Source organism: Ureibacillus aquaedulcis (genome assembly GCF_030418165.1).
In the GTDB taxonomy this organism is placed as follows: Bacteria; Bacillota; Bacilli; order Bacillales_A; family Planococcaceae; genus Ureibacillus; species Ureibacillus aquaedulcis.
The window spans coordinates 346,440-370,869 of the sequence record NZ_JAUHTQ010000003.1; the positions used below are offsets into that span (position 1 = coordinate 346,440).

22 protein-coding genes are annotated in these 24,430 nt (G+C 36.8%); 8 read left to right on the top strand and 14 right to left on the bottom strand.

Annotated features, from left to right (window positions below; translation table 11 throughout):
- Positions 1-177 precede the first annotated feature (177 nt).
- Complete coding sequence (locus QYB95_RS06490) at positions 178-966, bottom strand: HAD family hydrolase (RefSeq protein ID WP_301137473.1); 789 nt, start codon at positions 964-966, stop codon at positions 178-180.
- Positions 967-1,199: 233 nt separating this feature from the next.
- Here QYB95_RS06490 and QYB95_RS06495 point away from each other — a divergent pair, with 233 nt between their 5' ends.
- On the top strand, positions 1,200-1,814 hold the full coding sequence (locus QYB95_RS06495) for a PH domain-containing protein (RefSeq protein ID WP_301137474.1): 615 nt from the start codon (positions 1,200-1,202) through the stop codon (positions 1,812-1,814).
- 137 nt (positions 1,815-1,951) lie between these two features.
- Positions 1,952-2,377 (top strand): DUF3995 domain-containing protein, encoded by a 426-nt coding sequence (locus QYB95_RS06500; RefSeq protein ID WP_301137475.1) that lies wholly within the window; start codon positions 1,952-1,954, stop codon positions 2,375-2,377.
- An 87-nt stretch (positions 2,378-2,464) separates the two neighbouring features.
- On the opposite strand, the gene QYB95_RS06505 is transcribed toward QYB95_RS06500, so the two are convergent.
- The 4 genes from QYB95_RS06505 to QYB95_RS06520 form a co-directional block, all read right to left on the bottom strand.
- Entirely contained in the window at positions 2,465-3,874 is a 1,410-nt protein-coding gene (locus QYB95_RS06505) for a tetratricopeptide repeat-containing diguanylate cyclase (protein WP_301137476.1), read from the bottom strand.
- Positions 3,875-4,280: 406 nt separating this feature from the next.
- Positions 4,281-5,345 (bottom strand): polysaccharide pyruvyl transferase family protein, encoded by a 1,065-nt coding sequence (locus QYB95_RS06510; protein ID WP_301137477.1) that lies wholly within the window; start codon positions 5,343-5,345, stop codon positions 4,281-4,283.
- Entirely contained in the window at positions 5,342-6,484 is a 1,143-nt protein-coding gene (locus QYB95_RS06515) for a glycosyltransferase (protein ID WP_301137478.1), read from the bottom strand. Before QYB95_RS06515 ends, QYB95_RS06510 begins: the two co-directional genes overlap by 4 nt.
- Positions 6,481-7,173, bottom strand: coding sequence for a glycosyltransferase family 2 protein (locus QYB95_RS06520; RefSeq protein ID WP_301137479.1), 693 nt, complete (start codon positions 7,171-7,173; stop codon positions 6,481-6,483). Before QYB95_RS06520 ends, QYB95_RS06515 begins: the two co-directional genes overlap by 4 nt.
- Before the next feature lie 167 nt (positions 7,174-7,340).
- Between QYB95_RS06520 and QYB95_RS06525 the strand changes: the two genes are divergently transcribed.
- On the top strand, positions 7,341-7,517 hold the full coding sequence (locus QYB95_RS06525) for a DUF2642 domain-containing protein (RefSeq protein WP_301137480.1): 177 nt from the start codon (positions 7,341-7,343) through the stop codon (positions 7,515-7,517).
- Between the two features lie 13 nt (positions 7,518-7,530).
- A complete protein-coding gene (locus QYB95_RS06530; RefSeq protein WP_301137481.1) occupies positions 7,531-7,746 on the top strand; it encodes a hypothetical protein in 216 nt (71 codons plus the stop codon).
- 114 nt (positions 7,747-7,860) lie between these two features.
- Here QYB95_RS06530 and QYB95_RS06535 read toward each other — a convergent pair whose 3' ends face one another.
- The 3 genes from QYB95_RS06535 to QYB95_RS06545 all read right to left on the bottom strand — a co-directional run bounded on the left by QYB95_RS06535 (position 7,861) and on the right by QYB95_RS06545 (position 11,281).
- Positions 7,861-9,378: a coproporphyrinogen III oxidase gene (locus tag QYB95_RS06535; protein ID WP_301137482.1), complete on the bottom strand. Its 1,518-nt coding sequence runs from the start codon at positions 9,376-9,378 to the stop codon at positions 7,861-7,863.
- 390 nt (positions 9,379-9,768) lie between these two features.
- Positions 9,769-10,113 carry a YlbF/YmcA family competence regulator gene (locus tag QYB95_RS06540; protein ID WP_301137483.1) on the bottom strand — a complete coding sequence of 115 codons (345 nt, stop codon included), beginning with the start codon at positions 10,111-10,113 and terminating at the stop codon, positions 9,769-9,771.
- A gap of 22 nt (positions 10,114-10,135) precedes the next feature.
- Entirely contained in the window at positions 10,136-11,281 is a 1,146-nt protein-coding gene (locus tag QYB95_RS06545; RefSeq protein ID WP_301137484.1) for a DUF445 domain-containing protein, read from the bottom strand.
- Positions 11,282-11,410: 129 nt separating this feature from the next.
- Between QYB95_RS06545 and QYB95_RS06550 the strand changes: the two genes are divergently transcribed.
- The gene (locus QYB95_RS06550) at positions 11,411-11,620 is read left to right on the top strand and encodes a YheE family protein (RefSeq protein ID WP_301137485.1); all 210 of its coding nucleotides are present in this window, start codon (positions 11,411-11,413) and stop codon (positions 11,618-11,620) included.
- A 55-nt stretch (positions 11,621-11,675) separates the two neighbouring features.
- On the opposite strand, the gene QYB95_RS06555 is transcribed toward QYB95_RS06550, so the two are convergent.
- The 3 genes from QYB95_RS06555 to QYB95_RS06565 form a co-directional block, all read right to left on the bottom strand.
- Complete coding sequence (locus tag QYB95_RS06555; protein ID WP_301137486.1) at positions 11,676-12,944, bottom strand: MFS transporter; 1,269 nt, start codon at positions 12,942-12,944, stop codon at positions 11,676-11,678.
- A gap of 162 nt (positions 12,945-13,106) precedes the next feature.
- Entirely contained in the window at positions 13,107-14,840 is a 1,734-nt protein-coding gene (locus tag QYB95_RS06560; protein ID WP_301137487.1) for an ABC transporter ATP-binding protein, read from the bottom strand.
- Positions 14,837-16,582, bottom strand: coding sequence for an ABC transporter ATP-binding protein (locus QYB95_RS06565; protein ID WP_301137488.1), 1,746 nt, complete (start codon positions 16,580-16,582; stop codon positions 14,837-14,839). The genes QYB95_RS06560 and QYB95_RS06565 overlap by 4 nt, the downstream gene beginning before the upstream one ends.
- Before the next feature lie 616 nt (positions 16,583-17,198).
- Between QYB95_RS06565 and QYB95_RS06570 the strand changes: the two genes are divergently transcribed.
- Both QYB95_RS06570 and QYB95_RS06575 read left to right on the top strand, forming a co-directional pair.
- Positions 17,199-18,557 (top strand): hemolysin family protein, encoded by a 1,359-nt coding sequence (locus tag QYB95_RS06570; RefSeq protein ID WP_301137489.1) that lies wholly within the window; start codon positions 17,199-17,201, stop codon positions 18,555-18,557.
- Positions 18,558-18,753: 196 nt separating this feature from the next.
- On the top strand, positions 18,754-19,653 hold the full coding sequence (locus QYB95_RS06575; protein WP_301137490.1) for a cation diffusion facilitator family transporter: 900 nt from the start codon (positions 18,754-18,756) through the stop codon (positions 19,651-19,653).
- A 144-nt stretch (positions 19,654-19,797) separates the two neighbouring features.
- Here the strand turns inward: QYB95_RS06575 and QYB95_RS06580 are convergent, their stop codons facing one another.
- From QYB95_RS06580 to QYB95_RS06590, 3 genes are all read right to left on the bottom strand, one after another.
- Positions 19,798-21,276 carry a diguanylate cyclase domain-containing protein gene (locus QYB95_RS06580; protein ID WP_301137491.1) on the bottom strand — a complete coding sequence of 493 codons (1,479 nt, stop codon included), beginning with the start codon at positions 21,274-21,276 and terminating at the stop codon, positions 19,798-19,800.
- Positions 21,277-21,664: 388 nt separating this feature from the next.
- The gene (locus QYB95_RS06585) at positions 21,665-22,315 is read right to left on the bottom strand and encodes a response regulator (RefSeq protein ID WP_301137492.1); all 651 of its coding nucleotides are present in this window, start codon (positions 22,313-22,315) and stop codon (positions 21,665-21,667) included.
- A gap of 11 nt (positions 22,316-22,326) precedes the next feature.
- Positions 22,327-23,442 (bottom strand): GAF domain-containing sensor histidine kinase, encoded by a 1,116-nt coding sequence (locus QYB95_RS06590; protein WP_301137493.1) that lies wholly within the window; start codon positions 23,440-23,442, stop codon positions 22,327-22,329.
- A gap of 255 nt (positions 23,443-23,697) precedes the next feature.
- On the opposite strand from QYB95_RS06590, the gene QYB95_RS06595 reads away from it, so the two are divergent.
- On the top strand, positions 23,698-24,324 hold the full coding sequence (locus QYB95_RS06595) for a GntR family transcriptional regulator (RefSeq protein WP_301137494.1): 627 nt from the start codon (positions 23,698-23,700) through the stop codon (positions 24,322-24,324).
- Positions 24,325-24,430 lie beyond the last annotated feature (106 nt).

The following is a 24,430-nucleotide window of genomic DNA, read 5'->3' on the forward strand; positions in this document are numbered from 1 at the left end:
CCTTTTTTATATGTAACGCTTGGCGTAGCCTTTAGTCATGCGGGTACTCGGACGCATACTTAAATATAAGCCATCCATAGTTTGGTCCTAGAAACAACTACTCCTACGTACCAAAATAATTCCACTAAAAAACAGATGGAGAAAATAATACTTTTCATCCACCTGTTCAAACTTCTCTTATAGGCTCTCGACAAGCTTTAAAAACTCTGTCAACGAGGTTACTTCATAGGTTGGTGTTACTTCTGTGTTGTTCACATTGCCCTCGCGATTGATCCATACATTTTTCATGCCGACACTTGCGGACCCTTTAATATCAGTATTTAAGTTGTCGCCCACCATAATTCCTTCACTTGCGGCAATTCCTGCCTTGTCCATCATAAAGTGGAATAGCTCCGGATCCGGCTTGCCTTTACCAAAGTCGCCAGAGATAATGACAAGATCAAAGTACGGCAAGATTTCTGGAGTAATTTCAAGTTTCAGGTTTTGTAAGCTCGGTGCACCATTTGTCAGTAATACTAGTTGATATTTACCTTTTAGTGCGTCGAGCACGGTGTATGTATCTTCATAAACATAAGGAGATTTTTTGCGCTCTTCTACAAAACGTTCCCCTAGTTCAGCCCCTAGAGCCGGATCATCAATGCCTAAAGTCTTTAAACCGTTTGTCCAAGCTTCTTTTCGATATGCAGGAACGATTTCCTTCATTTTTTGGAATGAATCTGTCGGGTCATCAAATGTTCCCCATAGCCCCTCAAAAGGATTGATTCCGATCAGGACTGTGTGATTATAAGTTTCATAGGATTCATATAATTTACGTGCTTCTGCTCTTACTGCTTCTTCTAGTTTGTCTGAATCCACATCATATTTTTCCTGTGCATAGGCACTTGTTTTTTCGAATGCCGTTTTTATACTTTGCTTATCCCACAATAATGTATCATCTAAATCAAAAATAATTGTTTTTACTGGCATGTCCTATCTCCTAATGCTTTATTTATTTTTAAATACTTCCTTAAAGAATCGCACTTTCAGTTTATTTTACCATATTTTCAGAATTATTAGGACAAGAGATTCGTAACCTTAGGGTGAGTTCATTTGTTTTCTTCAGCTTAAAATAGGCACATTAAAATTATAGTTATACAAGCTATCACAATAGCATATGTTCCTTTAAACACCAATTTGCTACATGAAGAAGGAGAGAGAAGATGATTAAAAAGTTTGCATCTGACGCTCTAAGACTATCGGATATTGGGAAAGTAATCGAACCTTATGAATATGACAAAACACAATCTGATGATTACTTATTATATGAAAAAGGGGAACAAATCTATTTTCTTATTAAAACTAAAACTGATGAGTATTGTTTCACTAACCTTGCATTAATTCATGTTGACGGAGATTCTGCTGCACTAAAAAAACGGACTTTAAAACGATATGACTATAAATTTAATACAATACGCCAAGTCTCCTTTGAAACGGCAGGAGCAATTGACCTGGATATCGAGATTAAGTTTACTATTGGTGAATCGGCTTTTAGTATTGAAATTCATAAGAACTTTTCAAAAAAAGCAAAGGATTTATATAAATGCTTAGTTACGATGGAAAAAATTATGCGTGAAAATGAAAAGCACCGAAACTATATGTTCGATAGCCTGGAATATGCGGCAAGGAGTCTTGCCTCATCCGGCCACGGCCAAACCTCTCCCGGTGAATCCTTTAAATCCATTGCCGAATTTACCAATCACTGGCTGCAGGAAAGCAGCAGAAACTACTCAAAAGAAGATTATAGCGATGTATTCGGGATTTATATAAGAAATTAAAAACTTTCAATAAACTATCGGAAACGGTATTGAAGCGGTAGAGGCAAAATGCAAATCTATTTGAAGTCCAATTCTCATCTGAGTCGGGCTTCTTTTGTTTGGTGGTATAAGAAGATACATACGGAAGAGGTGGTATATTGATAAAGCTTTTAATCGGATTGACGTCCCTACTCTTTATAATTATTGGTATGTTGCACGTTTATTGGGCATTTGGAGGAGGATGGGGAGTAAACTCGGTTCTTCCAACGAAAGATGATCGTAAATTGCCAGTTTTACAACCAAGAATGGCGGGGACACTTTTTATCGGATTACTTTGCTTTTTTGCTTGTTTGCTTCTGCTCGTTCAAATAGATTTGGTTGATGCCATCAATTCCTCCCCTCTTTCAAAACGGCTTTGTATAGCCGGTGGAATTGTTTTCTTGCTGCGTGCCATTGGTGAAGGTAAATACGTAGGTTTTTTCAAGAAAATCAAGCATACTAGATTTGCAAGACAAGACACCGCCTTCTATTCACCACTTTGTGTATGGATTGGCTTGATATTTTTGCTAGCATCATTTATATGAAATCCCGTCACTCTCCATTATGCAAAGTGTAATCTTTGGAGGAACCCTATTTTAATAAAGTAAAAAGAATAGCTATCCGCTATTCCTTTAACTGTTTATTGTATATTGATTTCGTCCATTCCGTTTTGATTCGTAAAGGGCATCATCGGCTAATTTAAAGATTTCCTTGTATTCTGTAATCATCCCATTGCTATTGGTGCTCACACCAAAACTGATTTGAATGGCTATCTTTTCTTCATCCACTTCAATGATTGTATTTGATATTTGCATGTACAGTTGATCGATAACATCCATCAACTCATTTCTCGATGAAACTTTCACAATTGCAACAAACTCATCCCCGCCATATCTTGCAAAAATACTGTCAAATGCGGATAAGTGATCGTTTGCTATATTGGATATATGCTTTAAAACATCATCACCTATCAGATGGCCATATCGATCATTAACCCTTTTAAAATAATCCACATCAAGGATGAAAAAGCCTAACAGCTGCGCAGTGGCTTCTGCTTCCTTTAACCACTTCTTAATATTCTCCTCGAAGTACCGGCGATTATAGCAAGTTGTTAAAGGATCCTTGGTTGAAATGGACTCATACTGTTTTTCATTTTGAGTCATTTCGATTTGTATAATATTTTGATTTAAATTAATTTCATTCAGCTTCAATAGAATATCAATATAATCTTTTTGAATAGCGATTAGACGATCTTTATCATTTAACTCGGTAATAACTGCTACTAAAATTTTATTGATTTCTTCCAATAAAATATAATCATTATTCTTACAAGCAAATTCCTTCGCTTTCACTAAGATATCATTTGCTTCTTCATAACGTTTTTGTGCTTTGAACCATAATCCCTTATATTGTAAAACATAAATGGATATTTTGATCATCTGCTTACCTTCAATATAGGAAAATAAAAAATCAAAAAGCTCCTCAGCTTTCTGAAATTCCCCCAGATCCGTATATCCTTTGGATAAGTTTAACCTTACATAAACCATAAGTTCTTCTTCTTGTTCATCATTTAGCTGTTTCGAAAATTCCAGGGCCTTAAGAAGAATATCTACAGCTTCTTCTGGTTGTTCTTTAACTAGATAATAGACTCCTAAATTATTATAAATCTTACATAGTGAATAGATATCATTAATTTCGATGGCTAGTACTTTTGCTTTATTTAAATATTCCAGATATTTCTCTTGGTTCCCAAGCTCCCCACAAACACTTGCGTACGTATTTAAATAGGTAATTCTTTGATTATCCGTACCATAATCGTCTATCCATTCCGTAATTTTTTTCAAGTCGGCAATACAGGATTGTATATCCCCTAGATTATAGTATATTTTACTTCTACTTAAACTCAAATCAATCAATAAGCTGTAATTTTTCTCTTGTAATGCAAGACTTGCTGTTGGATCAAACAAACTAAAAAATTCATCAAACCGTTCTTCTCTGACTAGAGAATCCATAGTGATTTTTAATTCTTCTAGTTCTTGCAACTCATCACTCCCTAACCCATCCCATTACTTTTCTCATACCTATTATATTTAAAGTTATACATGATTTATTACTTATTTACAATTAAAGTATTTCAAAAATCTTACAAAAGTGAATTTTCTGTCTTCTAAATAATATATCATTTTTACTATATAAGTAGAATAACAAAGTTAACAATTATTTCCGTTTTGATAAAAAAGATTACAAATTGTTTTTTAAATAAATGCTGAACACAGACGAATAACGGAAGACTTTGGTTTCCCCAATTTTATGAAGTTTTGAATTAATCCCATTCTTTTTTTTGCAGTAATAAAAAGGCTTCTCAAAAGTTGCATCAACTCTTGGAAGCCTTAAACCTTTTTATTAGAGTAATGATTAAACTCCTTATAACACAACCAAAACTATTCCTTACAGCAAATTTTTAGTGAATATTGATTCCAATAGTGGTTCGAATTTCTTTTTGATGGAATGGAATTGGTCAATAATCGCTGTTTCACTATTCTCAATGATTTCCACACGTTCCAGCAATTCTTTGGCCAGTTGCTGCGAATCCGTAGAAACGACTAAATGCTGTAATCCAGCTGAGGCCGCAAAATCAAATACTTTAAAGCGATACCCCAATGCAATTGCAGGAACATCGGCAGTGAAAGATAAAAAGTTTGCATGTAATTTAAAGTTAATCGTCCCAGTGCATCTTGATAATTTTTCTATTAGCTCATTTTCTGTATAAAGATTTTTATCAAGCACCACATTTTCCGGGTCATTTATTTTGTCGTATAACCTTTCACATGAAGGGATATCATCTGCCCATACTATATAAATCATGATTTTATAACCTGAATTGATTAAGGCTTTAGCTGTTTCAACTAGCTGTTCCTCAACTAATAATTCATTTCCTCCATATAAACGATTGAAGGTAGTGCCCCAGTTCATGCCAATTACTTTATCTTTTTGAGTGGAACTATTAGAGTCTGGTTTTTGCAATAGTAACCCCGGATCCCCAATAATTTGTACTTTGTCGGCTTTTTCTTTTCCGAGCATAATTTCGATCGCCTTTTTGGTTAAAGGTCCCCTGACCCCCACAAAAAGTGCGCCTTCAATTACTTCGTCCAGCACGTCTATGTCCTTTTGCTTGAAATTTTGTTCCAACGAATTTAATTTATCGTTTAATAATAGATCTAAATTTTCCTTCCCAATCCAGTCTAATCCTGTCCCCCATATGATGACGGATTTCCCTTTATGGAGAGCATTTTGGAGAATTTGAAGATATCCGGGCAATAATAGAGAGCCACCCCCCAGGACTACCGTATCATATTTTTCAAGATTTTTTAGATCGACACCAGGTACAGAAGGCGTCATTTCAATCTGATCCTGATTTAGATATTTACCGCAAGTCTCTTTGAAGATGTTCCATAATAATTCATCTCCTAAATTATTAAAGCCAACCCAACCTATATATAGGAGCTTTTTCAATCCTCGCTTCCTCCTTTTACTGTTTCGGAGTAAATTTTCATAATAGCCGGCACTATGCTCTGGATATTAAATTTCTCTTCCACTATTTTTCTAGATTCTATTCCATTCAACTTAAGAAGTTCTCTATCTTGAAGCTGTTTTTTTAATTCATCCCTCAAAATATGTCTGCTGCAAGCGGTTTTTGAACCATGGTCTCCAAAATAATGGTTCCATGCTTCATCTATATTATCCTGATTAACAATTCCAAAATATCCATGGTTTCCAACTGCTATAACTGGTTTTTCCGAAGCCATTGCCTCTAGTGCTACACGCCCTGTGCCAACTACACAATTCGCAATTGAATAATAAGCATGCATATTATGCTGTTCCCCTACCGTATGGATAAAGGGACCTTTGCACTGTTTCTCTATCATCAGCGCTAAATTTTTTATGTCTCCCAATCTATCGCCATCACCTACTACAATTGCATGAAGATTTGGAATTGGATTTAGTTTAAGATCCTTGCAAGCTCTTAGAAAAGTAGAACAGACACTGGCCTTTGACCAAGTAATTCTACTTGCATAAAGAACGACTAAAGAATCTTTCGGTATTTTCAATTCATTTCTTAATTCTTCATATGAGGATTCCCGAGAGTATTCCTCCAAATTAATGCCATTTGGAACCAAATTAGTATTTTGAACACCAAATGATTTTATATAAGCACATAGGGGGGGACTAACACAAATGACTGAATCGGATAAATCAAGAAGCTTACGAATTTCATGGTCCGGATAGTAAGTTCCGTGAACAGTTAAAACTGCTTGAATTCCTTTATTTTTTGCTGCCTTACCTGCTAAGTATCCTGATGGTGATTGATGGAAGTGGACAAGAGATACTTTTTCGGCCTCAATAATATCTTCAATCTTTCCTACTAACTGTTTCTCCAGTGTTTCCTCAAGATCTAGGGTTCGCGGAAAATCGATATGATATATTGGACAATTTAATGATTCAAAGGAGCTTGCCAAAGTACCTGCCTTCCTGGCAGCGATTGCAACAAACACGTTGTTTTTTAGCAACTCCTTTGCCAAACCCAATACATGGGTTTCGGTACCGCCAATATACATGGCATCTATTACTAGCAACACCCTTTCATTATTCACTTTTCACCACTTCCATAAAACTCTTTGGAACGCTGCTTATCATGTAACCGGTAGTAATATAGAACCTCTTTTAGATTTTCTATTTTTAGGTTTGCATTTAAAAACTTTACGATAAACTCATAGTCCTCTGCTCCTTTGATTCTTCTTGTTGGGCCGCCAAATAAATCAAAATATTTACCTCGGAATAAAATCGTGCCGTGGCAAACGCAGTGTTTCCCTAAACCATAAATTTTGCGGATAGAGTCTCCATAATACAGCCAATCCGCTTCTTTACCGTCTTCTTTTTTTCCATCGCTAAATGCCTTATAGTTTGTTCCTACTAAACTATATTCCGGATTTTCCAATAAGAACTCCACTTGTTTTTCAACACGGGCTGGGTGAGATATATCATCCGCATCGTTAAGTGCAATATATTCCCCTGAACTCATAAAATATCCAGTAGTGAGTGCTCCGGCAAAACCTGTATTCACTGGAAGATTGCATACAATGGTTGGAAAAGGCGGCTTTGTATTTTCTATCCACTGTTCTACTATTTCCAGTGTATTATCTGTCGAAGCATCGTTTACAAGGATTACTTCTATATTTTTATAAGTCTGCGATAGTAGCCCGTTTAAGCAATCTTCAATATAAAGGGATGCATTATAGCATGGAATCACAAAACTGACTAACCCTTCTTCTCTTTTTTTCATAGTTATCACCTCTCATTTAAACTATGAAATCTATTTCACATTGTTTGTGCGTTCTACTTATTTTTAAAACTTTTTCAATAAATAATGGAAATTTACATACGTTTACCCAATCGAAATCTATCAAGCAAACATATAATTCAACATACTGCAAAAGAAAGGAGATAAATATGTGGCAACTACGTTTAATTCTTAAGTCTTTAGAGGGTTCTACAATTGAAGTTTCAACAGAATATTCAAGTCTCTCTGGAATATTAATAGAAGTTGAAGAGGACTATTTTGTTCTAAGAACTGCTGCTCATTTACTGTATGTTCCGTTAACAAGCATTAAAAGTTTAGCTTACTAAAAAGGAGGTGCTAATGTTGTTTGAAAATTATTTATACAACCAACTTCGAAGATTAGTTAATCAGGATATAACAGTTGCCATTGGTGAAGAATTGTATAGCGGGGAACTGTTATCCGTTAATAATTCCATTCTCCGTTTATCGGAATCCACTGACAGCTATGAAAGAGAGTCAAGAGATGTAGTAGTACTATTATCTGAGGTAAGTTATGTTCAAGTAGATGCTAATTAAACCCTGATTTACTATGTAGTATATTGTTTTTAGTTTAAATAAGTAAAACCGGGCAAAATTATGCCCGGTTCTTTTTATTTATCTTATATTTAGAAGATTACTCTGCCTTAACGTTTATTGTTTTATTTGCGTAGTATATAGCTCATTTAGCATGTCAATTTTTTTCTCAATGGCCTCTTCGAAAGTCATGATGTACGCTGCTGGATCCTTTGGATTATGGAATTGAGTTATTTTGCCTGTTTCGGGATTTACAAATTTTGTAGAAGCCCCACAGCCGATCCCTAGTATAGTCTGAACTTCCTCCATTATGACAATATTATAGATACTCTCCTCGCCTGGCTTGCAATATCCTACGTTCTCCAAGTTTCCTAGGATATTCTTTTGACGATATAAGTAATAAGGAACATATCCATTTTCTACTGTCCAATTACTCGCCATGTCCATCATCTTCGTTACGGTTTCACGATCGGCTACTTTGTACTTATCCTTATTGTGGGTCATTTCAGATGCACGCTTGAAGGATAAAGTATGAACCGTTAGTGATTCCGGCTGCATTTTAGCACTTTCATCCAATGAATGCTGGAACTCCTCGATTCCTTCATTAGGAAGACCAATGATTAAGTCCATGTTGATATTATTCATCCCTGATTCCCGGGACAACCAGAATTTATCGATTGTTTCCTGAACAGTATGATGACGGCCAATTGCCTTCAATGTCTCATCTGTATAACTTTGAGGATTAACTGAAATTCGATCGATCCCCCATTTTTTCAGAACTTCAATCTTCTCTGTAGTAATCGTGTCAGGTCTGCCGGCTTCTACTGTAATTTCTCTAATCTTTTCTGGATTTGGGAAGGATTCAAACATCGTTTTATATAAAGCATCCATTTCATCTGCTTCGATGGAGGTAGGTGTCCCCCCACCCCAGTAGACAGAAGTAATATTCATATTATTGTCCTTTAACCATTTACCCATTGCACGAATCTCAATATGCAATCCATCAATAAAAGATTCTACACGTCCGGCTTTACGATTGCTTTGAATCGCATAGGCCGGGAAAGTGCAATATGCACACTTTGTCGGACAGAATGGGACGCCAATATACACGGAAAGCTCTTTGCCCAATTCATCTAGATCGGGAATTGTCACTAGTTGACGTTTTACAATTTCGCTCATCAAAGCGATTTTCGCATCCGATATACGGAAGTCCTTCTTTAAAATTGCATAGATTTCTTCATCGCTCATGCCTTGCTGACGATATTTATGGTAGAGCTTTGTCGGACGGACACCTGTTAGAATCCCCCACTGCTGCGTCATTCCTGTATACTGCTCAAGAACATCCAGCATGACATGAGAAAGTGCACGTTTCATACGAATTCCCTGCTCTTTTTCAGTTCCTTGTGTATCGTACTGAATTGAATATTTGCTTGTATATGCTAATCCGTCTACCGTCAATTCACAGGCAGTATGGATTGTATGATCTTCATCTATTGAATGCTGGAAATGGAAAGATAGTTCTGCATCTTCTGCAGTCACTACGATTTTAGAGTCTTCGTAGAATAAGTTGGCAATATGATTCAAGACTCGGTTCCAATCTTCTTTAAATACTTCATTTACTTCGATTTTTTTCATCACTGTATCTCTCTTCCCTATTAATATCAGAATACCGTTAACAACAAAGGAGAAATTACTCAGAAGCGAGTAATTAATTGAATTTCAAACGTTAATTATAGCACGTCTTTTTAATATAACAAATGGTGCAAGGGAATTGGTAATTATTTTGCTTTTTTGAGAGGCAGATTGCTTCTCGTTGACCGGTTCTCTATGATTACTCCGATTAGGGGCAACGAGTCCACTTCTCGCTTCCCGGTTCCGTTTGATTACAGATTTACGGGCAACGAGGCTCCTTCTCCCTGCCCAGTTCTGTCTTACTATAATAGTATCCGCAACCCAGCTACCCCCACTTTATACCCATAAAAAAAACCAAAAGCTTTCTTTCTTAAGCTTTTGGGGTATGCATTATTACAATCCGTCATACAAAGATTGTATAGGTTTTACTAGAATGCGATTAACTTCTTCGATGATTCTGCTAAGTGCCATTTCTGCTTCCAGCATCGCTAGAATTGTTGGGCTTGATTGGGCTAGTTGTGCAGTTTTCTGTGCATGCAGCAGCTCATCTTCCAATAATTGTTCGCCATTCATTTGTTTTTGCTGAAGCTTCATTTGTACGTCACGGAAGTTTGCAAATAGGACTCTTGCTTCCTCATCTGCACGAACCGCTTCTACTGCGTCCTTTAAAACCTTGAATTCTTCTGTTTGGCGCAATGTTGCCTCTAATTTGTTAATGTCATCATAAATATTGATCACGTTTTTTCCCACTCTCTTTTTTTTAATTAAATAGGTACACTATTAAACCTTGAACAATACCTATTAAGCCACCTAAAACAGCACCTAAGATTGTAATCATTTTTAATTCCTTTGAGGCGATGCTCAATACAAGTTCTTCCAGCTTTTGCAATGGGAAAGAATCCACTTGTTCACGAACAACTTCATCTAAATTCAAACGATTTAATACATCTTCCAGCTTATTTTCAGCTTCGTTAAAGCCTCTGTCAACCAATTTTGGCAGTAGATCATATTTTGCGTAGTCATTACCTTGTGGCCAATAATAACTGATCGGCTCGTTTAAATGTTCACGAATGTTGAGTTCTCTTTTGGCGTAATTCTGTATATTCTTTAGAATGGCATCGAAATCGACTTCCTCTAAGTATTTGATCATCGATTGCTGTTTCACTTTATCCCACTCTTGAGAAATAATATTCACTAAAAGATTTTTTGTTCCTGGTGCCTTCAAGAATTTGATTAATTCACGTTGTATTTTCAAGACAACCGAAGCTGAATCCCCTAAGAACATTTGAATCATGCCACCAAACGATCCCTTTGATCCCAAGAAATCATCCATCATGTTTCTGATTGTCACTTCGCCTTTAGGTGAAAGGAAATACTCTTCCCCTTTATCCAAAATATAAGTGACCACTTCAGGAATTTTACGGTCGATCACTTGATGTACATTCGTTGGCAATAACGCTTCAATAGATTTAGTTGATAGCGTGTTTTTCATTGAATAGAATTGCTTTTCTATGATACCATCCACTTTTTGTTCAATTGTATCAGGTAATTGTTCAAAACCACCTTGCTTTAGCCAATCATAGATTGTTTTATCATTTGTAAAGAGTGTGTCTTCGACTTTCTCTCTCGCAAAGTTTAAAACTGTGGATTTGATTTCTTCATTAAAAAGCTTTTTTTGAAATACTTCTGGTGTTAATAAGTAGTTTTTTACTGTTACCCCAATTTGTTTGGATAATTCCTGGCGTCTTTTTGGCATTAGACCGGGTGTGAATGGCAGTCGCCAATTTTTAATATAGATTGCATTGTACGGTCGGAATAACATTTTAATGGCCAAGTAGTTTGTGAAGCCTCCAATAACTGCTCCGACTACCGCCATGAAAATAATGGTAATAATTGCGTTCTCCATTTACATCCTCTCATTTCTTTCAAACTCATTCCTATTATATCAGAGTCCTATCTCATAAAGATAATGTTAGCCATTCCTTCAAACTTTTAGTACGATTAACGTATATTGAAAGTTTCAGGGGGAATAGGAATGATTCAACATTTTCATTTTAAGCCTTTATTCGAAAATAATTTATTGCCGGGGTGGGCAATCTCGTTTTACTATAAGCAACAATTATATAAAGCCGAATACAAAAAAGATGGCGGGATTGTTTGGTTGGGAGACAAGCCAACTGATGAAGACAAGCCTTCCGTCGAAAAAATGATTCACGAATTAATGCTGTTCCATGTGTACGATTGAAAAAAAACGAGTTCGCCATGGCGAGCTCGTTTGTTGTTAGGATGCAGCAACTGCCTCAATCTTGTACTTTATATCTCCTGCTAAATACCAAATAAAAATAGGTGGACGCTATCAAATAGAGAATGCCGGTAATAGAAAATGCATAAGCATACCCCCAGTAATTGCCGTATGTCGTCACTAACCATGCAGCAGGAAGCCCCATTGTAGCCCATCCAATATTAAAAACCATCTGGCTTACTGAATTTCCAAGCCCTTTATATTTATTGTGAACAACATCCATCGCAATCGCACTTTGTATTGGATTTCCTGCATTCATTAAAGCCTGACGCATCAAAAAGCCGATTGATGCAATAAGCAGCGAATTTGTAAAAGCTGTTAAAAATAGAAAAGGAATGGACAATAACTGAAAGATTACTAATGCACGAACCTTACCTACCCTTTTTACAAGCAAAGGTCCAATTAGCATTGCGACAGCAGTCATGGCAGAACCTAAAGCAATAATTAACCCTACATATGAATTCGATGCATCGAAGCGATTGGCAAAATATAAATTCAGGTATGGGATTACCAACCCTGAACCGGTGCCAATCAATAAATTCGCTATTCCAAATAGAAGGATCATTCTAAAATTCTTCTTGAAGCTACTATCTTGTGAATTCTCTATCTCATCAGCTGATTTTAATAATTGCCCTTGTGGTTGATTTTCAGCTTTCGAAGAACTCAGTGTTAGCAAGGGCAGCAAACCAAATGCGAAAATAGCGGCTCCCAAAAGCAACGAACCACGTATGCTTTCCACTTCACCAAAATGGAAGAGTAGTTCAAATCCGTCTGCAGCAACCCCCCCAAGCAAGTTTCCGATTACATTGGCAACCGTGACCAGGGCAAAGTGAATACTGAACAAATTCATTCTTTCCGTCGGCTTTGAATTTTCCGCCAAAAACGGAACACCGGAAACTTGAACAAATGCCCATACAATGCCTGTTAGAAAGGCAAATACCAGAATCGGCTGTTCAACGGAAACAATGCTCCTGCCAAAGAGCATGATTGCTGAAATGAATGTACCAACCAATAATATCGATTTTCTGCCTATTCGGTCACTTATTATCCCTGCTGGCACCAACATTAAAGCAGTAGCTAAAGAAGTAATCGATATGACACTGCCATTCACCGTTTCTGAATAACCTAATTCGCGAATGTAAAGATTGTACATGACACCAAAAACACCCATTCCAATTTGGATGAGAATATTGGAAAGCATGAATAATTTTATATTCCGATCAAAGGACATAATATTAATAAACCAATCTTTGAGCCTTTTATACATGGCGAATACACCGCTTCCCGCACATTATTTCGACAATCTAAATATACGGTTTACGTTATAGATTAGCAATAGTATTTTCGTAATATTTCATATTTTCTAATCATAAAAACCACTAAATAAAGAAAGGAGTTGATCCAAAAATCCTGGATCAACCCCTATCGCTTAGTTCAATGCCCCAGCTTGCAAACGGTACATCGTTTCGTAACGGCCACCTAATGCTACTAATTCTTCATGAGTTCCTCTTTCGACAATTTCCCCTCTATCCAATACCAGAATCTGATCAGCATTCTTAATAGTAGAAAGGCGGTGAGCAATAATGAAAGTGGTTCTTCCTTTTTTCAGTACTTCCATAGCATGCTGGATAATCTCTTCTGTTTCTGTGTCTATATTTGATGTAGCTTCATCCAATATCAAGATGGCCGGATCGAAAGCCAATGCACGTGCAAAGGAAATTAATTGGCGCTGGCCCGAGGAAAGTGTACTTCCCTTCTCAATTACCGGCTCATCAAGCCCTTTTTCGAGATTCTTTAATACCCTATCTCCACCAACCGCTTCAAGGGCTCTTTCCATAGTTTCCCTCGAAATGCGCGGGTCCCTTAAACTAACGTTGGTTTCGATTGTTCCCGTGAATAAATACGGATCCTGTAAAACAATCCCCATATGCTCACGGAATGATTGACGGGAAATCGATAATATATTTTTGCCATCAATGATGATTTTCCCCTTTTGCGGATCATAAAAGCGGAAAAGCAAATTCATAATCGAGCTTTTACCAGAACCCGTATGGCCAACAAGGGCAATCGTTTCTCCTTTTTTCGCGGAGAAATTAATGTTCTTCAATACATAGTCGTCATCCTTGTAAGCAAACGACACATCTTCGAACACAACGTTCCCTTCATATCTTGGAATCGATTCCTCGCTAACCGCCTCGCCCTTCCGATCGAGCAATTCAAAAACACGGGAACCAGCAACAAGGGAGCGTTCCAGTTGCGAGAATTGATTTACGATATTCACAATCGGACCAAACAATCGCGTAATATAATCCACGAATGCATATAAAGTTCCGGCTGTAATCACATCAACTGCCGTCATCGATTGTTTTCCAAAATAATAAATGAATACAACAAAGAACAGCAATCGCATCACATGCACTAAATTGAAAGACGTGGCGGAATCTAGGAATAACAGCTTCCTTTGATATTCATAATGCTCATTATTCATTTCTGCAAATTCATCCTTCATTTGCTTCTCGCGTTTAAACGCTTGAATAATGGTCATCCCCTGGATGGATTCATTAATCATGGCATTAATATCCGCAATTTTCGTACGTACGACATGGTTATACTGGGATGCATATTTTCGGTAAGCAATCATCCAAATATAGATAATCGGAACAACAACCAATGCAACCAGCGCCATTTTCACATTCAGGATAAACAGTGCAATATAAACACCGAAAATGGATATGAAACTCGTTAAAAACTGGGATAGCACTTGAACATATAAATTGTGGATTGCTTCTGTATCATTCGTTACACGAGCAACAATTTTCCCTGCCGGTAAATTATCGAAGTAATCAATGGATAACGTCTGAATATGACCAAACACATCTTTTCGCAGCTTTTGAATGATACGGTTTGCACCGATTTGCAAATAGATAAACATAAAATAGCGGAGAATCGCCGTTGCAATAGCTAATACCAAAAAGACAATAAGCAAATTGATTATCGGCTGAAGTTCAATTGAACCAGGCGTCATATAATTATCAATGATATGCTTAGCAATAAAGGGTCCAGCTAAATCTGTAAAAACAGCAAGTGTTAACAGCGCTAATCCAATAAAAATCGGCTTTTTGAAAAACATGGCATATTTGAATAATCGTTTACTAGTACTCATTCGCTAGGCACCTCCTCTAGCTGTTGTCGATCATATTGTTCCTTGTACCAGCCATCCTTTTGAAGTAGCTCCTCATGTGTTCCCTCTTCAATAATCTTTCCATCGTCCAATACGATGATCTGGTCTGCATGCTGGATAGCTGATAGACGATGCGTTGTAATAATCGTTGTTTTGCCATTTCTTACACGGCCTATATTTTCGATGATTTTGGCCTCTGTTTTAGCATCTACTGCTGATAGGGAGTCGTCTAAAATAAGGATTTCCGGGTTTTTAATCATGGCACGAGCAATCGAGACCCTTTGTTTCTGCCCCCCTGATAGTGAAATTCCTTTTTCTCCAACCAATGTTTCAAGTCCTAATGGGAGATGCTTCAGATCGTTCTCGAAATAAGCGAGCTCAACAGCCTCGTCTATTTCTTCTTTTGTCGCATTTTCTTTTCCGAATAGGATATTTTCCCGAATGGTTCTTGAGAATAGCACATGATCCTGGGGAACATAGCCGATCCATTCAAGCAGCTGCTCCTTTGTTAACTTTGCAATATCTACATTTCCGATTGTAAATTGCCCTTCCGCCAGTGGATATTCCTTTAGCAATTGCTTCACGAAGGTTGTTTTACCCGCTCCTGTCTTCCCCACGATTCCAAGTGTTTGGCCCCGTTTTACATGGAGGGAGATATTTTGCAAGTTTGTCATTTGTGACATAGGATACTGGAATGAAAATTCATTGAACCCAAGCGAATTTGGACTAACAAGGTCGGTTGCATCGTTCGGATCTTTTACATCCTGCTCATAGTTTAATGTCTCTTGAACACGGTCAAGAGAGGCATTCCCTTGCTGCATGACATTTATCAATTCACCAATGGCAATCATTGGCCAGACTGCAAGCCCTAAGTAAACATTAAAAGTAACAAGCTGCCCAACTGTCATTTCCCCATTTGATACCAGCGAGGCACCAAGACCCAATGCTACAACATAGCTTATACCGGTACCTACTTTTGTAATTGGACCAAATAGCGCATTGATTTTGGCAACATGAATATTTTTTTCGTATACTTCTTCACTCATATCAGCGAAACGTTTTTCATCTTTCTTTTCTTGAACATAGGCACGAATTACGCGCACACCTGCAACGGATTCAAGAACATTATCATTTAATTGCCCAAAGGACTCCTGGGCCTTCATGTAACGTTCATGTACAATTTTTCCGTAATACTGCATGAGAACAGCCATAATCGGGATTGGCAGCATTGACAATATTGTCAGCTTCCATGAAATCAAAAAGCCCATTGCCAAAATAATGGCCCCCATATAAATGGTTGAATCCAATAACGTCATAATGCCGAAACCCGCTGTTAAAGAAACGGCATTCAAGTCGTTCGTAGCACGAGCCATTAAATCACCAGTGCGATTCTTTTCATAGAAGGTTGGCGTCATTCTCAGGAATTGGTGCATTAACTTTTTACGGAAAATGCGTTCCAATGTTAGAGCACCACCAAATAATTGGTATTGCCAAGTAAAGTTAATCACATATCCGATTACTATGATCAACCCAAGCCATAACAAATAATTTCCCAAAGAATCTTCCGTCATGGTCCCCAAGGCAATATCATCAATTGCAACCCCTATAATCCAAGGAGGAATTACTTCTGCTATATTGGCAATCATTAAAAGCACAACTGCAATTAAATATCTTTTCCAATACGCTTTAAAAAACCATTTCATTTTAAATAACACTTCAAACATTTAAGCACCTTCTTCTAATTTCTGTTCAATCTACAATCCACACTATCCACTATCTGTACACTCTCTTTTTAACAATTTTCTTGTGTAGCACTTTTTCATAATCCTCTCTCCCCTTCCATTTTTTTCAATCAAACGCACAAAAAAAGGCACCTATCCCTCCCGTGAGATAAGTGCTCATAGAAAAAGGATACAAGTAACCAATACCTGTATCCCCTCATACTAATATGCGCGTCCTTCGTTATAAATAAAAGAAAGCTTGAGGTAGGTTTGGATTATCATATTTAATTGCTGGCGGCAAAATGTATTTTATTCTCATAATCCTAACCTCCTTCTCAATTTATTTATAATTCCTTCTAAAGCGTAGCATATCCATTTTTTGAAAGTCAATAATTTTTAGAAAATAGAAATTTTTTTACAATAAATTAATATTCAAGCTGTTTATTTTATGATTTCGCTTTGATAAATATGTGATGTACCACAAAATTTTCTTTATGACAATCCATAGCCACTATTTGTAATTTGCTTGTAAATATTTTATCATTGTATTATTCAATTATTTTTTATTATAGGAGGTGTACTCTTTGTTCGTACCCCTCATTCGGGCGAGGAACAAAGAATGTATTTGGACGTAGACATAGTAGAGCTAACCATTAAGTTGGCGGCATTTTTCTTGTTAATTGCTGCTACGGCATTTTTCGTTGCAACTGAGTTTGCAATCGTAAAAGTAAGAACAACTCGTATTGATCAATTGGTTGCAGAAGGCAACAAAAAAGCAATGAAGGCTAAAAAGGTTGTATCCGATTTAGATGAATATCTTTCCGCTTGTCAGTTAGGCATCACCATAACTGCCCTTGGTTTAGGTTGGTTAGGTGAACCTACATTTGAAATGATTTTACATCCTTTATTCGAACTAATACATTTAGATGCAACTGTTTCTTCCCTTCTTTCATTCATTATTGCGTTTATGTTTGTTACCTATTTACACGTTGTCGTAGGAGAATTAACACCAAAAACGTTTGCCATTGTAAAATCAGAAGAACTAACTTTGCGTCTTTCCGGCCCATTGCTTGTATTCCATAAGGTAATGTATCCATTTATCCGTGCTTTAAATGGTTCGGCACGTGCATTATCAGGATTATTTGGCTATAAAATGGCATCGGAATCCGAAGTTGCTCATTCTGAAGAAGAACTTCGCATTATTTTAACAGATAGTTATAAAGGTGGAGAGATTAATCATTCTGAATACGAGTACGTAAATAGTATCTTTGAATTCTCCGACCGTACTGCGAAGGAAATCATGGTACCTCGAACTGAGATTGTGAGTCTTGAAAAAGACTTGACAGTCAAAGAAGTATTTGAAGTAATGGGTGTTGAACAATATACCAGATACCCTATCATTGACGGAGACAAAGACCACGTAATCGGCCTGGTAAACTTAAAACATTTGCTTACCGCCTATATTAAAAATCCTGCAAACGGCAACAAGCCTGTGCTAGATTATATGCAGCCGGTTATTCGTGTGTTTGAAACCGTTCCAATCAGTGATTTATTATTGAAAATACAAGGTGAACGCATTCATATGGCCATCCTAATGGACGAATACGGGGGAACTTCAGGTTTAGTCACAATCGAAGATATTATCGAAGAAATTGTCGGTGATATTCAAGACGAATTTGACGATGATGAAATTCCTGAAATACAAGAAATTAGTGATGATCATTATATTATAGATGCTAAATTACTTGTGGATGAAGTAAACGACATACTGGGTATTAGCATTGATGACGAAGATGTCGATACAATTGGTGGTTGGTTCTTAACAAAACGATTTGATGCAGTCGAAGGTGATAGCTTTGATTTCGGAGGCTATGAATTCAAGCTCAAAGAATCAGACGGCCATCATATCCTCTACATTGAAGTATCCAAACTACCGGAATTAGAAGAAACTGATGAAGAAGAATCATCGGAACAATAATTCAACTCGGACAAACGAAATTTATATGCCCCAAAAGACTAATCATGCAACTTTTGGGAGATTACTTTTTATTAAGAAATAGAATTATGGTATTTTGCACTAGTCGCTTAAGCGATCTTCGCAGAAACGGAGCCGTCTCAGATAATGAGATGGCTCCGTTTTGTCATGTTCTAAAGTTTTGCTAGGAGGAAACATTTTGGAGCTATATACAAATTTACGAGCCGGGGAAAAAGGTGCTTGGCTATCAATCGGCACTTATTTAATCCTCAGTTCGATTAAACTAACAATCGGATATTTTGGGGAATCGGAAGCTTTAAAAGCAGATGGGTTAAATAATACAACAGACATTATTGCCTCTATTGCTGTATTAATAGGTTTACGGATATCCCAACGTCCACCGGATTCCAATCACCCTTATGGCCATCTGCGTGCAGAAACTATTGCCTCTCTTATTGCTTCCTTCATCATGATGATGGTAGGTTTACAGGTACTCCTGAGTTCGGTAATGAATTTATGGAACCCTGTTCGCGAGACACCTTCCGTCTTGACCGCCTATGTGGCATTAGGAAGTGCAGCTGTGATGTATGGTGTATATAGATACAATTTATCGCTTTCAAAAAAAATCAATAGCTCCGCAGTGAAGGCAGCGGCTTATGATAACCGCTCCGACGCATTGGTAAGTATCGGGACAACTATCGGGATCTTTGGGGCCATCATTGGTTTTCCAATTATTGATACGCTGACCGCATTGGTTGTCGCTATCATTATCATTAAAACAGCGATCGAAATCTTCTGGGAATCGGTTCAAACATTAACAGATAGCTTCGACATTGAAGAAGCAGAAACTTTGTCTGTACTTATAAATAATGTTAATGGCGTCATCGATCTAATTGATTTTAAGGGAAGATCTCATGGAAATGTAAGCTTTATCGATGTTACAGTAACAGTAAACCCCCATTTGGATGTACGACAGAGCCACAAAATCACGGAAAAAATTGAATCGACCGTTAAAAAATTCAACCCATTCTGTATGGTGCTTGTCCATATTGAACCACATGAACTTCCAACAGCTGTAGATGAGGATTATCACTTTTAAGATCGGGCTTTAATTATCATTCCTCTTTATTTATACATCAGTAGCTAACGAAAAAGTCGTAGAGCCAAATTTTAGATTGACTCTACGACTTTTCTTTTTACTCATATTTATTCTGTTACCATCCTAACAAGAAGTCTATTTTTTCTAGGTAAAAGAAAAGCCATTCTTTCCATTTTTCTTTATATTGTACATTGCCTGGTCAGCTCTATTAATCACGGATAATATATTGTCATGTTCCTCAATATAACTGATTCCAATACTTGAAGAAATGAATATCTCGTGTGAATCGATGCTATACTGCTTCGATAAAGATTCCACAATAGCAGCTGCTATTATTTCCACTTCATTCTTATCTCTACCAGTTAATAATAGAATAAATTCGTCCCCTGCAAAGCGACATACAAAATCGCCCTCAGCTAACTCCTCTCTTAGCCTCCCAGAAACTTCTTTAAGCAAGGTATCTCCAACATTATGGCCGAATGTATCATTTACATATTTGAATCCATCTAAATCGATAAATAAGAGAGAGAATTGAGATTGGTTTTGGTGATCGTTATCAAATATTTCTTTTTGCATCTTTTCAAACAAAAAATGACGATTTGGTAATTTAGTTAACTCATCATGATAGGCTAGAAATCTCAGCTTATCGTTTGCTTCCTTTAACTGCCTATTCTTTTGGTTTACTGCATTATTTAATTTTTCATTCCTATTAATGGTAATAAACAAGCGAATCATTAATAGCACTATAGAAAGAAAAACACCAATGAATAAGGGATCTTTTACATCATAGGAATTAATAAAAACCATAAATAGAAAAATAATCATGATTGTGTATGGAATAAATAGTTGAATATATCTTTTGAAATAAGTTCTATGTACTTTCTTTTCTTCAAAATTGCCCAATCCTGAAAATCCTACCAGTAAAATAGATAAGGCCCATAACGGGTCGATAAAGTGGTCAAAAAGATAGGAATGGTAAGTACTTTGATAGAAGTTTATACTATTTGCCACTATATTGATAATTAAACCAAATATAATATAAAGCAATGATTTGGATAATGATGTGTACAAAAATAATAGTAAACATGCAAATAAGATCGTTAAATCAGCTATGGGATAGCCTAGATTTGTAACTAGCCTCAACAGGGAATGTTCATTAAAGTTAGGTGATAAAAAAGGACGCATAATAAATACCCATGCTAAAGTCGCCGTTATTACTATAAATACCAAAATATCAAATAAATATGTAGATACTAAAACAACCTTATGCGATTTAAAATAGTAAATAAATGCACAAAGGAAAAAGATATAGGTTAATAGCAGTAAAATATCATATATACTTACATTAGGAGGAATACCGTGCACATATTCAAAGTAAGTCCAGTAAAGATTGCCTAATGAATAACATATACAAGCTAAAAACAATAATAATGTAAATTTTTTATGTTGATTATTTTGGTTAATAAATGCTTTAAAAAGAATCGTGACAGTAATTAAAGAAGCTATAGTAAGCAACAGATTACTAACAGTTGACAGCAAAGTAGATCTATTTTCAAAATAAAATAACAAATTATAGTAAACTAAAATATATAGAAGCAAGAAAAAAATAGGTTTGAATTTCAATGTTCTATCTCCTTTTATTGAACATGCATAATATTAAGTATATGGGAGCTATTCTTCTAAAAAAGCCCCCCTTGACCAGGGTTCACCTATTTAATCTTAGTTCTTTAGTGTCTTGGCTGCCCTTGCTATTATTTTAGGTCCGAAGCATTGCATTGCCTTTAAATAAGTTTGCCTTAAAATAATAGTAACTATTACTTAACTCGATAGTAATCTAGATTTTAAATAGTCTCAATTGTCTTTGCGAACAAATTTGATAGTATCATGAATTTACTGCACACATAATAATAACTTACTGTATAGTAACCGAAGAAGGGTATAAAGACCGTTATTTCAAAAAACAATATAAAAAGCTCAGTCTCATAATTTTGAGCCCGAGCTAATCATTAATCTACTGAATTTCACTACCCTCCGTCAATCCATGCTTCACTGCATAAAGGGCGGCTTGCGTACGATCTTGAACATCCAGTTTTGTAAAAATATTCGATATATGTGTTTTTATTGTTTTTTCCGTAACAAATAAAGACGAAGCAATTTCACGATTACTTTTTCCTTTTGTCAGCTCCGCCAATACGTCTCTTTCCCTTGGTGTTAAGGCATTTTTTACATGGGGCAAGTTCTCTTCTTCCCGAAGTGTCTCTTCCAACTGAGTCGTCGCAGCGGGATGGATAATATTTTCGCCCCTAATAATTTGCCGGATGGAGTTCACCAGTTCATCGGGCTCGATATCCTTTAATTGATAACCTGCAGCTCCCGCTTCAATGGCAGGCAAGACATGGTCTTTATCTGAAAAGCTTGTTAACATCAAGATATGAACCTGTGGCCATTTGGCTTTTATTTTTTTCGTTGCTTGTATTCCATCCATATCAGGCATTACTAGATCCATCAACACAATATCCGGTTGCAGCGTTTCAACAAGCTCAACAGCCTCTATACCATTTTTTGCTTCCCCAATTACTTCGATATCCTTCTGTGTTTTTAAGAAAAATAGTAATCCACGCCGTACCACATGATGATCATCCGCAATTAAAACTTGAATCATTTTATCCCCCCTTAATATGGTAAACGGATTAGCAGTTCCGTCCCCTTTCCAATGTGGCTTACCCAATCGGCTGAACCGCCAAGTGCTGTCGCGCGGTCTTGAATGGATTGTAAACCGATTGAAGGAAGACTTCTTTGGGGATCTATGACAAACCCTCTTCCCTCGTCCTTTATGACAAGCAAGATATCCGTTGGCGTTACCGTAATATAAATAATGGCCTCTTGTACGCCCGCATGCTTTCGGATATTATTTAAGGCTTCCTGGGTAATACGGAATAGCGTTTCTTCTACACGGGAGGGAAACTGAATAACTCCCGAGACATTGACCGTTAAATGTATATTCAACATTTCCGAATACGCCTTGATTGCCTCGATTAACCCGCTTTCCAAACCTTTCGGACGCAATTGCCAAATAAGTGCCCTCATTTCTGTTAAGGCGGACTGTGTTAGCTGTTGAACTTCTTTAAATGTTTCTTTGACTTCTCTATTTTCGCTCATTTCAATCCCTGCTCGGGCAGTTAGTGTTACAGAGAATAATAATTGATTGACCGAATCGTGCAAATCTCGGGCGAGGCGATTTCTTTCACGGACGAGGGCAATTTCCTGCTCCTGCTTTGTAAGGTTTATCCGCTTGATTGCTGAACCCATTTGAAATGCTACAGACTCGAGCAATTCTAACTCTTCGTCTGTAAATTTGGCTGTTTTGGGAGAGGCAACATTTAATATGCCAAAGCGTTCATCACCAGATTGAAGCGGAACTGTCGCATGGTGTGTAATATTCGCATTATCCCCTGTGTTCGACTCGATTGCGGCCTCGATTCTTTGGCATTCGATGATATTCGATGCTTTTTTTAATTCATTCCTCCGGTAGCGGGATACACACCAACAGCCACCTTTTTGCAAATGTTGGCAATTGTTGTAGCTAAGTGCTTCGGGTAAATTTTCCTGGGCAATCAACTCGGTCTTCCCTTTTTCATTGATAAAAAAAATCCATCCCGTTTCAAAATTCGTCCCGTTCAAAAACTTGCTTAACGCACCTTTCAGCATTGGAATCAAATCTGTTTCTTCATTTAGCAATTCTGCAATTTCTTTCAGGATTGTTATATTTGAATGCTCCTTATCGGACAAGTTCTGTACACCTCACAATATATACATGGAATCTTGATTATACTCAATATAAAAGTAGGATTTGTCAACATCCTTTAATTGATTTTATTTGTACTTATCATATCATTGAATGGCACGATACCGCATGTGTATGGTTCTCATACTTTTGAATGAAATACTGTAATTTATTACTAAAAAAGTTTACGGAAATAAGCTAAAACTGTGCGGCTTTAAGTGTATAATAGAAGCGACTATATATTGCAAGGGGGAGTAAGTATGCAAGTAGCCAATCCAGGCACCTCCAATGCCTATCGCTTTGCTTATGAATCAATTCGAAACTTGATTATAAGCGGTGAATTAATGGGGGGAATAAAGATTGTCGAAGAGCGGTTAGCCGAAAAAATTGGAGTAAGTCGAACACCCATAAGAGAAGCTATCCGTCATCTTGAACAAGAGGGTTTAATCAAAAACAGACGAGTGTACAAGCCAACAAAGGAAGATTTAATTTACTCATCGGAGTTCATCACATTAATTGAAAGCTATGCTGCCAAAAATGCCGCTCAATATATGTCAAAGGAAAAATTGAGCCAATTGAAGCAAGCCATGAAGGAATCAAGAAAAGGCACTGTCGAAGAAATTGTAAGCGCAAACAAAAAATTCCACGATCTCATTATTTCAGAAAGTTGCAACCCTGTGATGATAGCAGAAATACAAAAGAAGAATGCTATTCTTTACTTATACCGGCATTCACTTATAAAAAATATGAGGCCGTTACTTTATGAGGAGCTTGAAGAAATATATAATGCCATTGCTTCAAGGAACGGTGAGCTGGCTTCAGAACTAATGAGAAAACATCTGGAAGTAGACCTGAAATACATGCTGCGATACTCAAATTATTTATAGCTATACAATCGGTAATATTGGGAGCATATTATCGTCAAAACACTTTTACTTATTTAAAATATTTTAAATTCAAAATAATTTACTTCTAATTGGGAACAAATTATAA

Coding starts and splice junctions, on each gene's coding strand:
- QYB95_RS06555 (WP_301137486.1), bottom strand. CDS start 12,944: ATGTATAAAAGGCTCAAAGATTGGTTTATTAATATTATGTCCTTTGAT.
- QYB95_RS06495 (WP_301137474.1), top strand. CDS start 1,200: ATGATTAAAAAGTTTGCATCTGACGCTCTAAGACTATCGGATATTGGG.
- QYB95_RS06530 (WP_301137481.1), top strand. CDS start 7,531: ATGTTGTTTGAAAATTATTTATACAACCAACTTCGAAGATTAGTTAAT.
- QYB95_RS06595 (WP_301137494.1), top strand. CDS start 23,698: ATGCAAGTAGCCAATCCAGGCACCTCCAATGCCTATCGCTTTGCTTAT.
- QYB95_RS06570 (WP_301137489.1), top strand. CDS start 17,199: ATGTATTTGGACGTAGACATAGTAGAGCTAACCATTAAGTTGGCGGCA.
- QYB95_RS06560 (WP_301137487.1), bottom strand. CDS start 14,840: ATGAGTACTAGTAAACGATTATTCAAATATGCCATGTTTTTCAAAAAG.
- QYB95_RS06525 (WP_301137480.1), top strand. CDS start 7,341: ATGTGGCAACTACGTTTAATTCTTAAGTCTTTAGAGGGTTCTACAATT.
- QYB95_RS06535 (WP_301137482.1), bottom strand. CDS start 9,378: ATGAAAAAAATCGAAGTAAATGAAGTATTTAAAGAAGATTGGAACCGA.
- QYB95_RS06585 (WP_301137492.1), bottom strand. CDS start 22,315: ATGATTCAAGTTTTAATTGCGGATGATCATCATGTGGTACGGCGTGGA.
- QYB95_RS06520 (WP_301137479.1), bottom strand. CDS start 7,173: ATGAAAAAAAGAGAAGAAGGGTTAGTCAGTTTTGTGATTCCATGCTAT.
- QYB95_RS06550 (WP_301137485.1), top strand. CDS start 11,411: ATGATTCAACATTTTCATTTTAAGCCTTTATTCGAAAATAATTTATTG.
- QYB95_RS06545 (WP_301137484.1), bottom strand. CDS start 11,281: ATGGAGAACGCAATTATTACCATTATTTTCATGGCGGTAGTCGGAGCA.
- QYB95_RS06490 (WP_301137473.1), bottom strand. CDS start 966: ATGCCAGTAAAAACAATTATTTTTGATTTAGATGATACATTATTGTGG.
- QYB95_RS06565 (WP_301137488.1), bottom strand. CDS start 16,582: ATGTTTGAAGTGTTATTTAAAATGAAATGGTTTTTTAAAGCGTATTGG.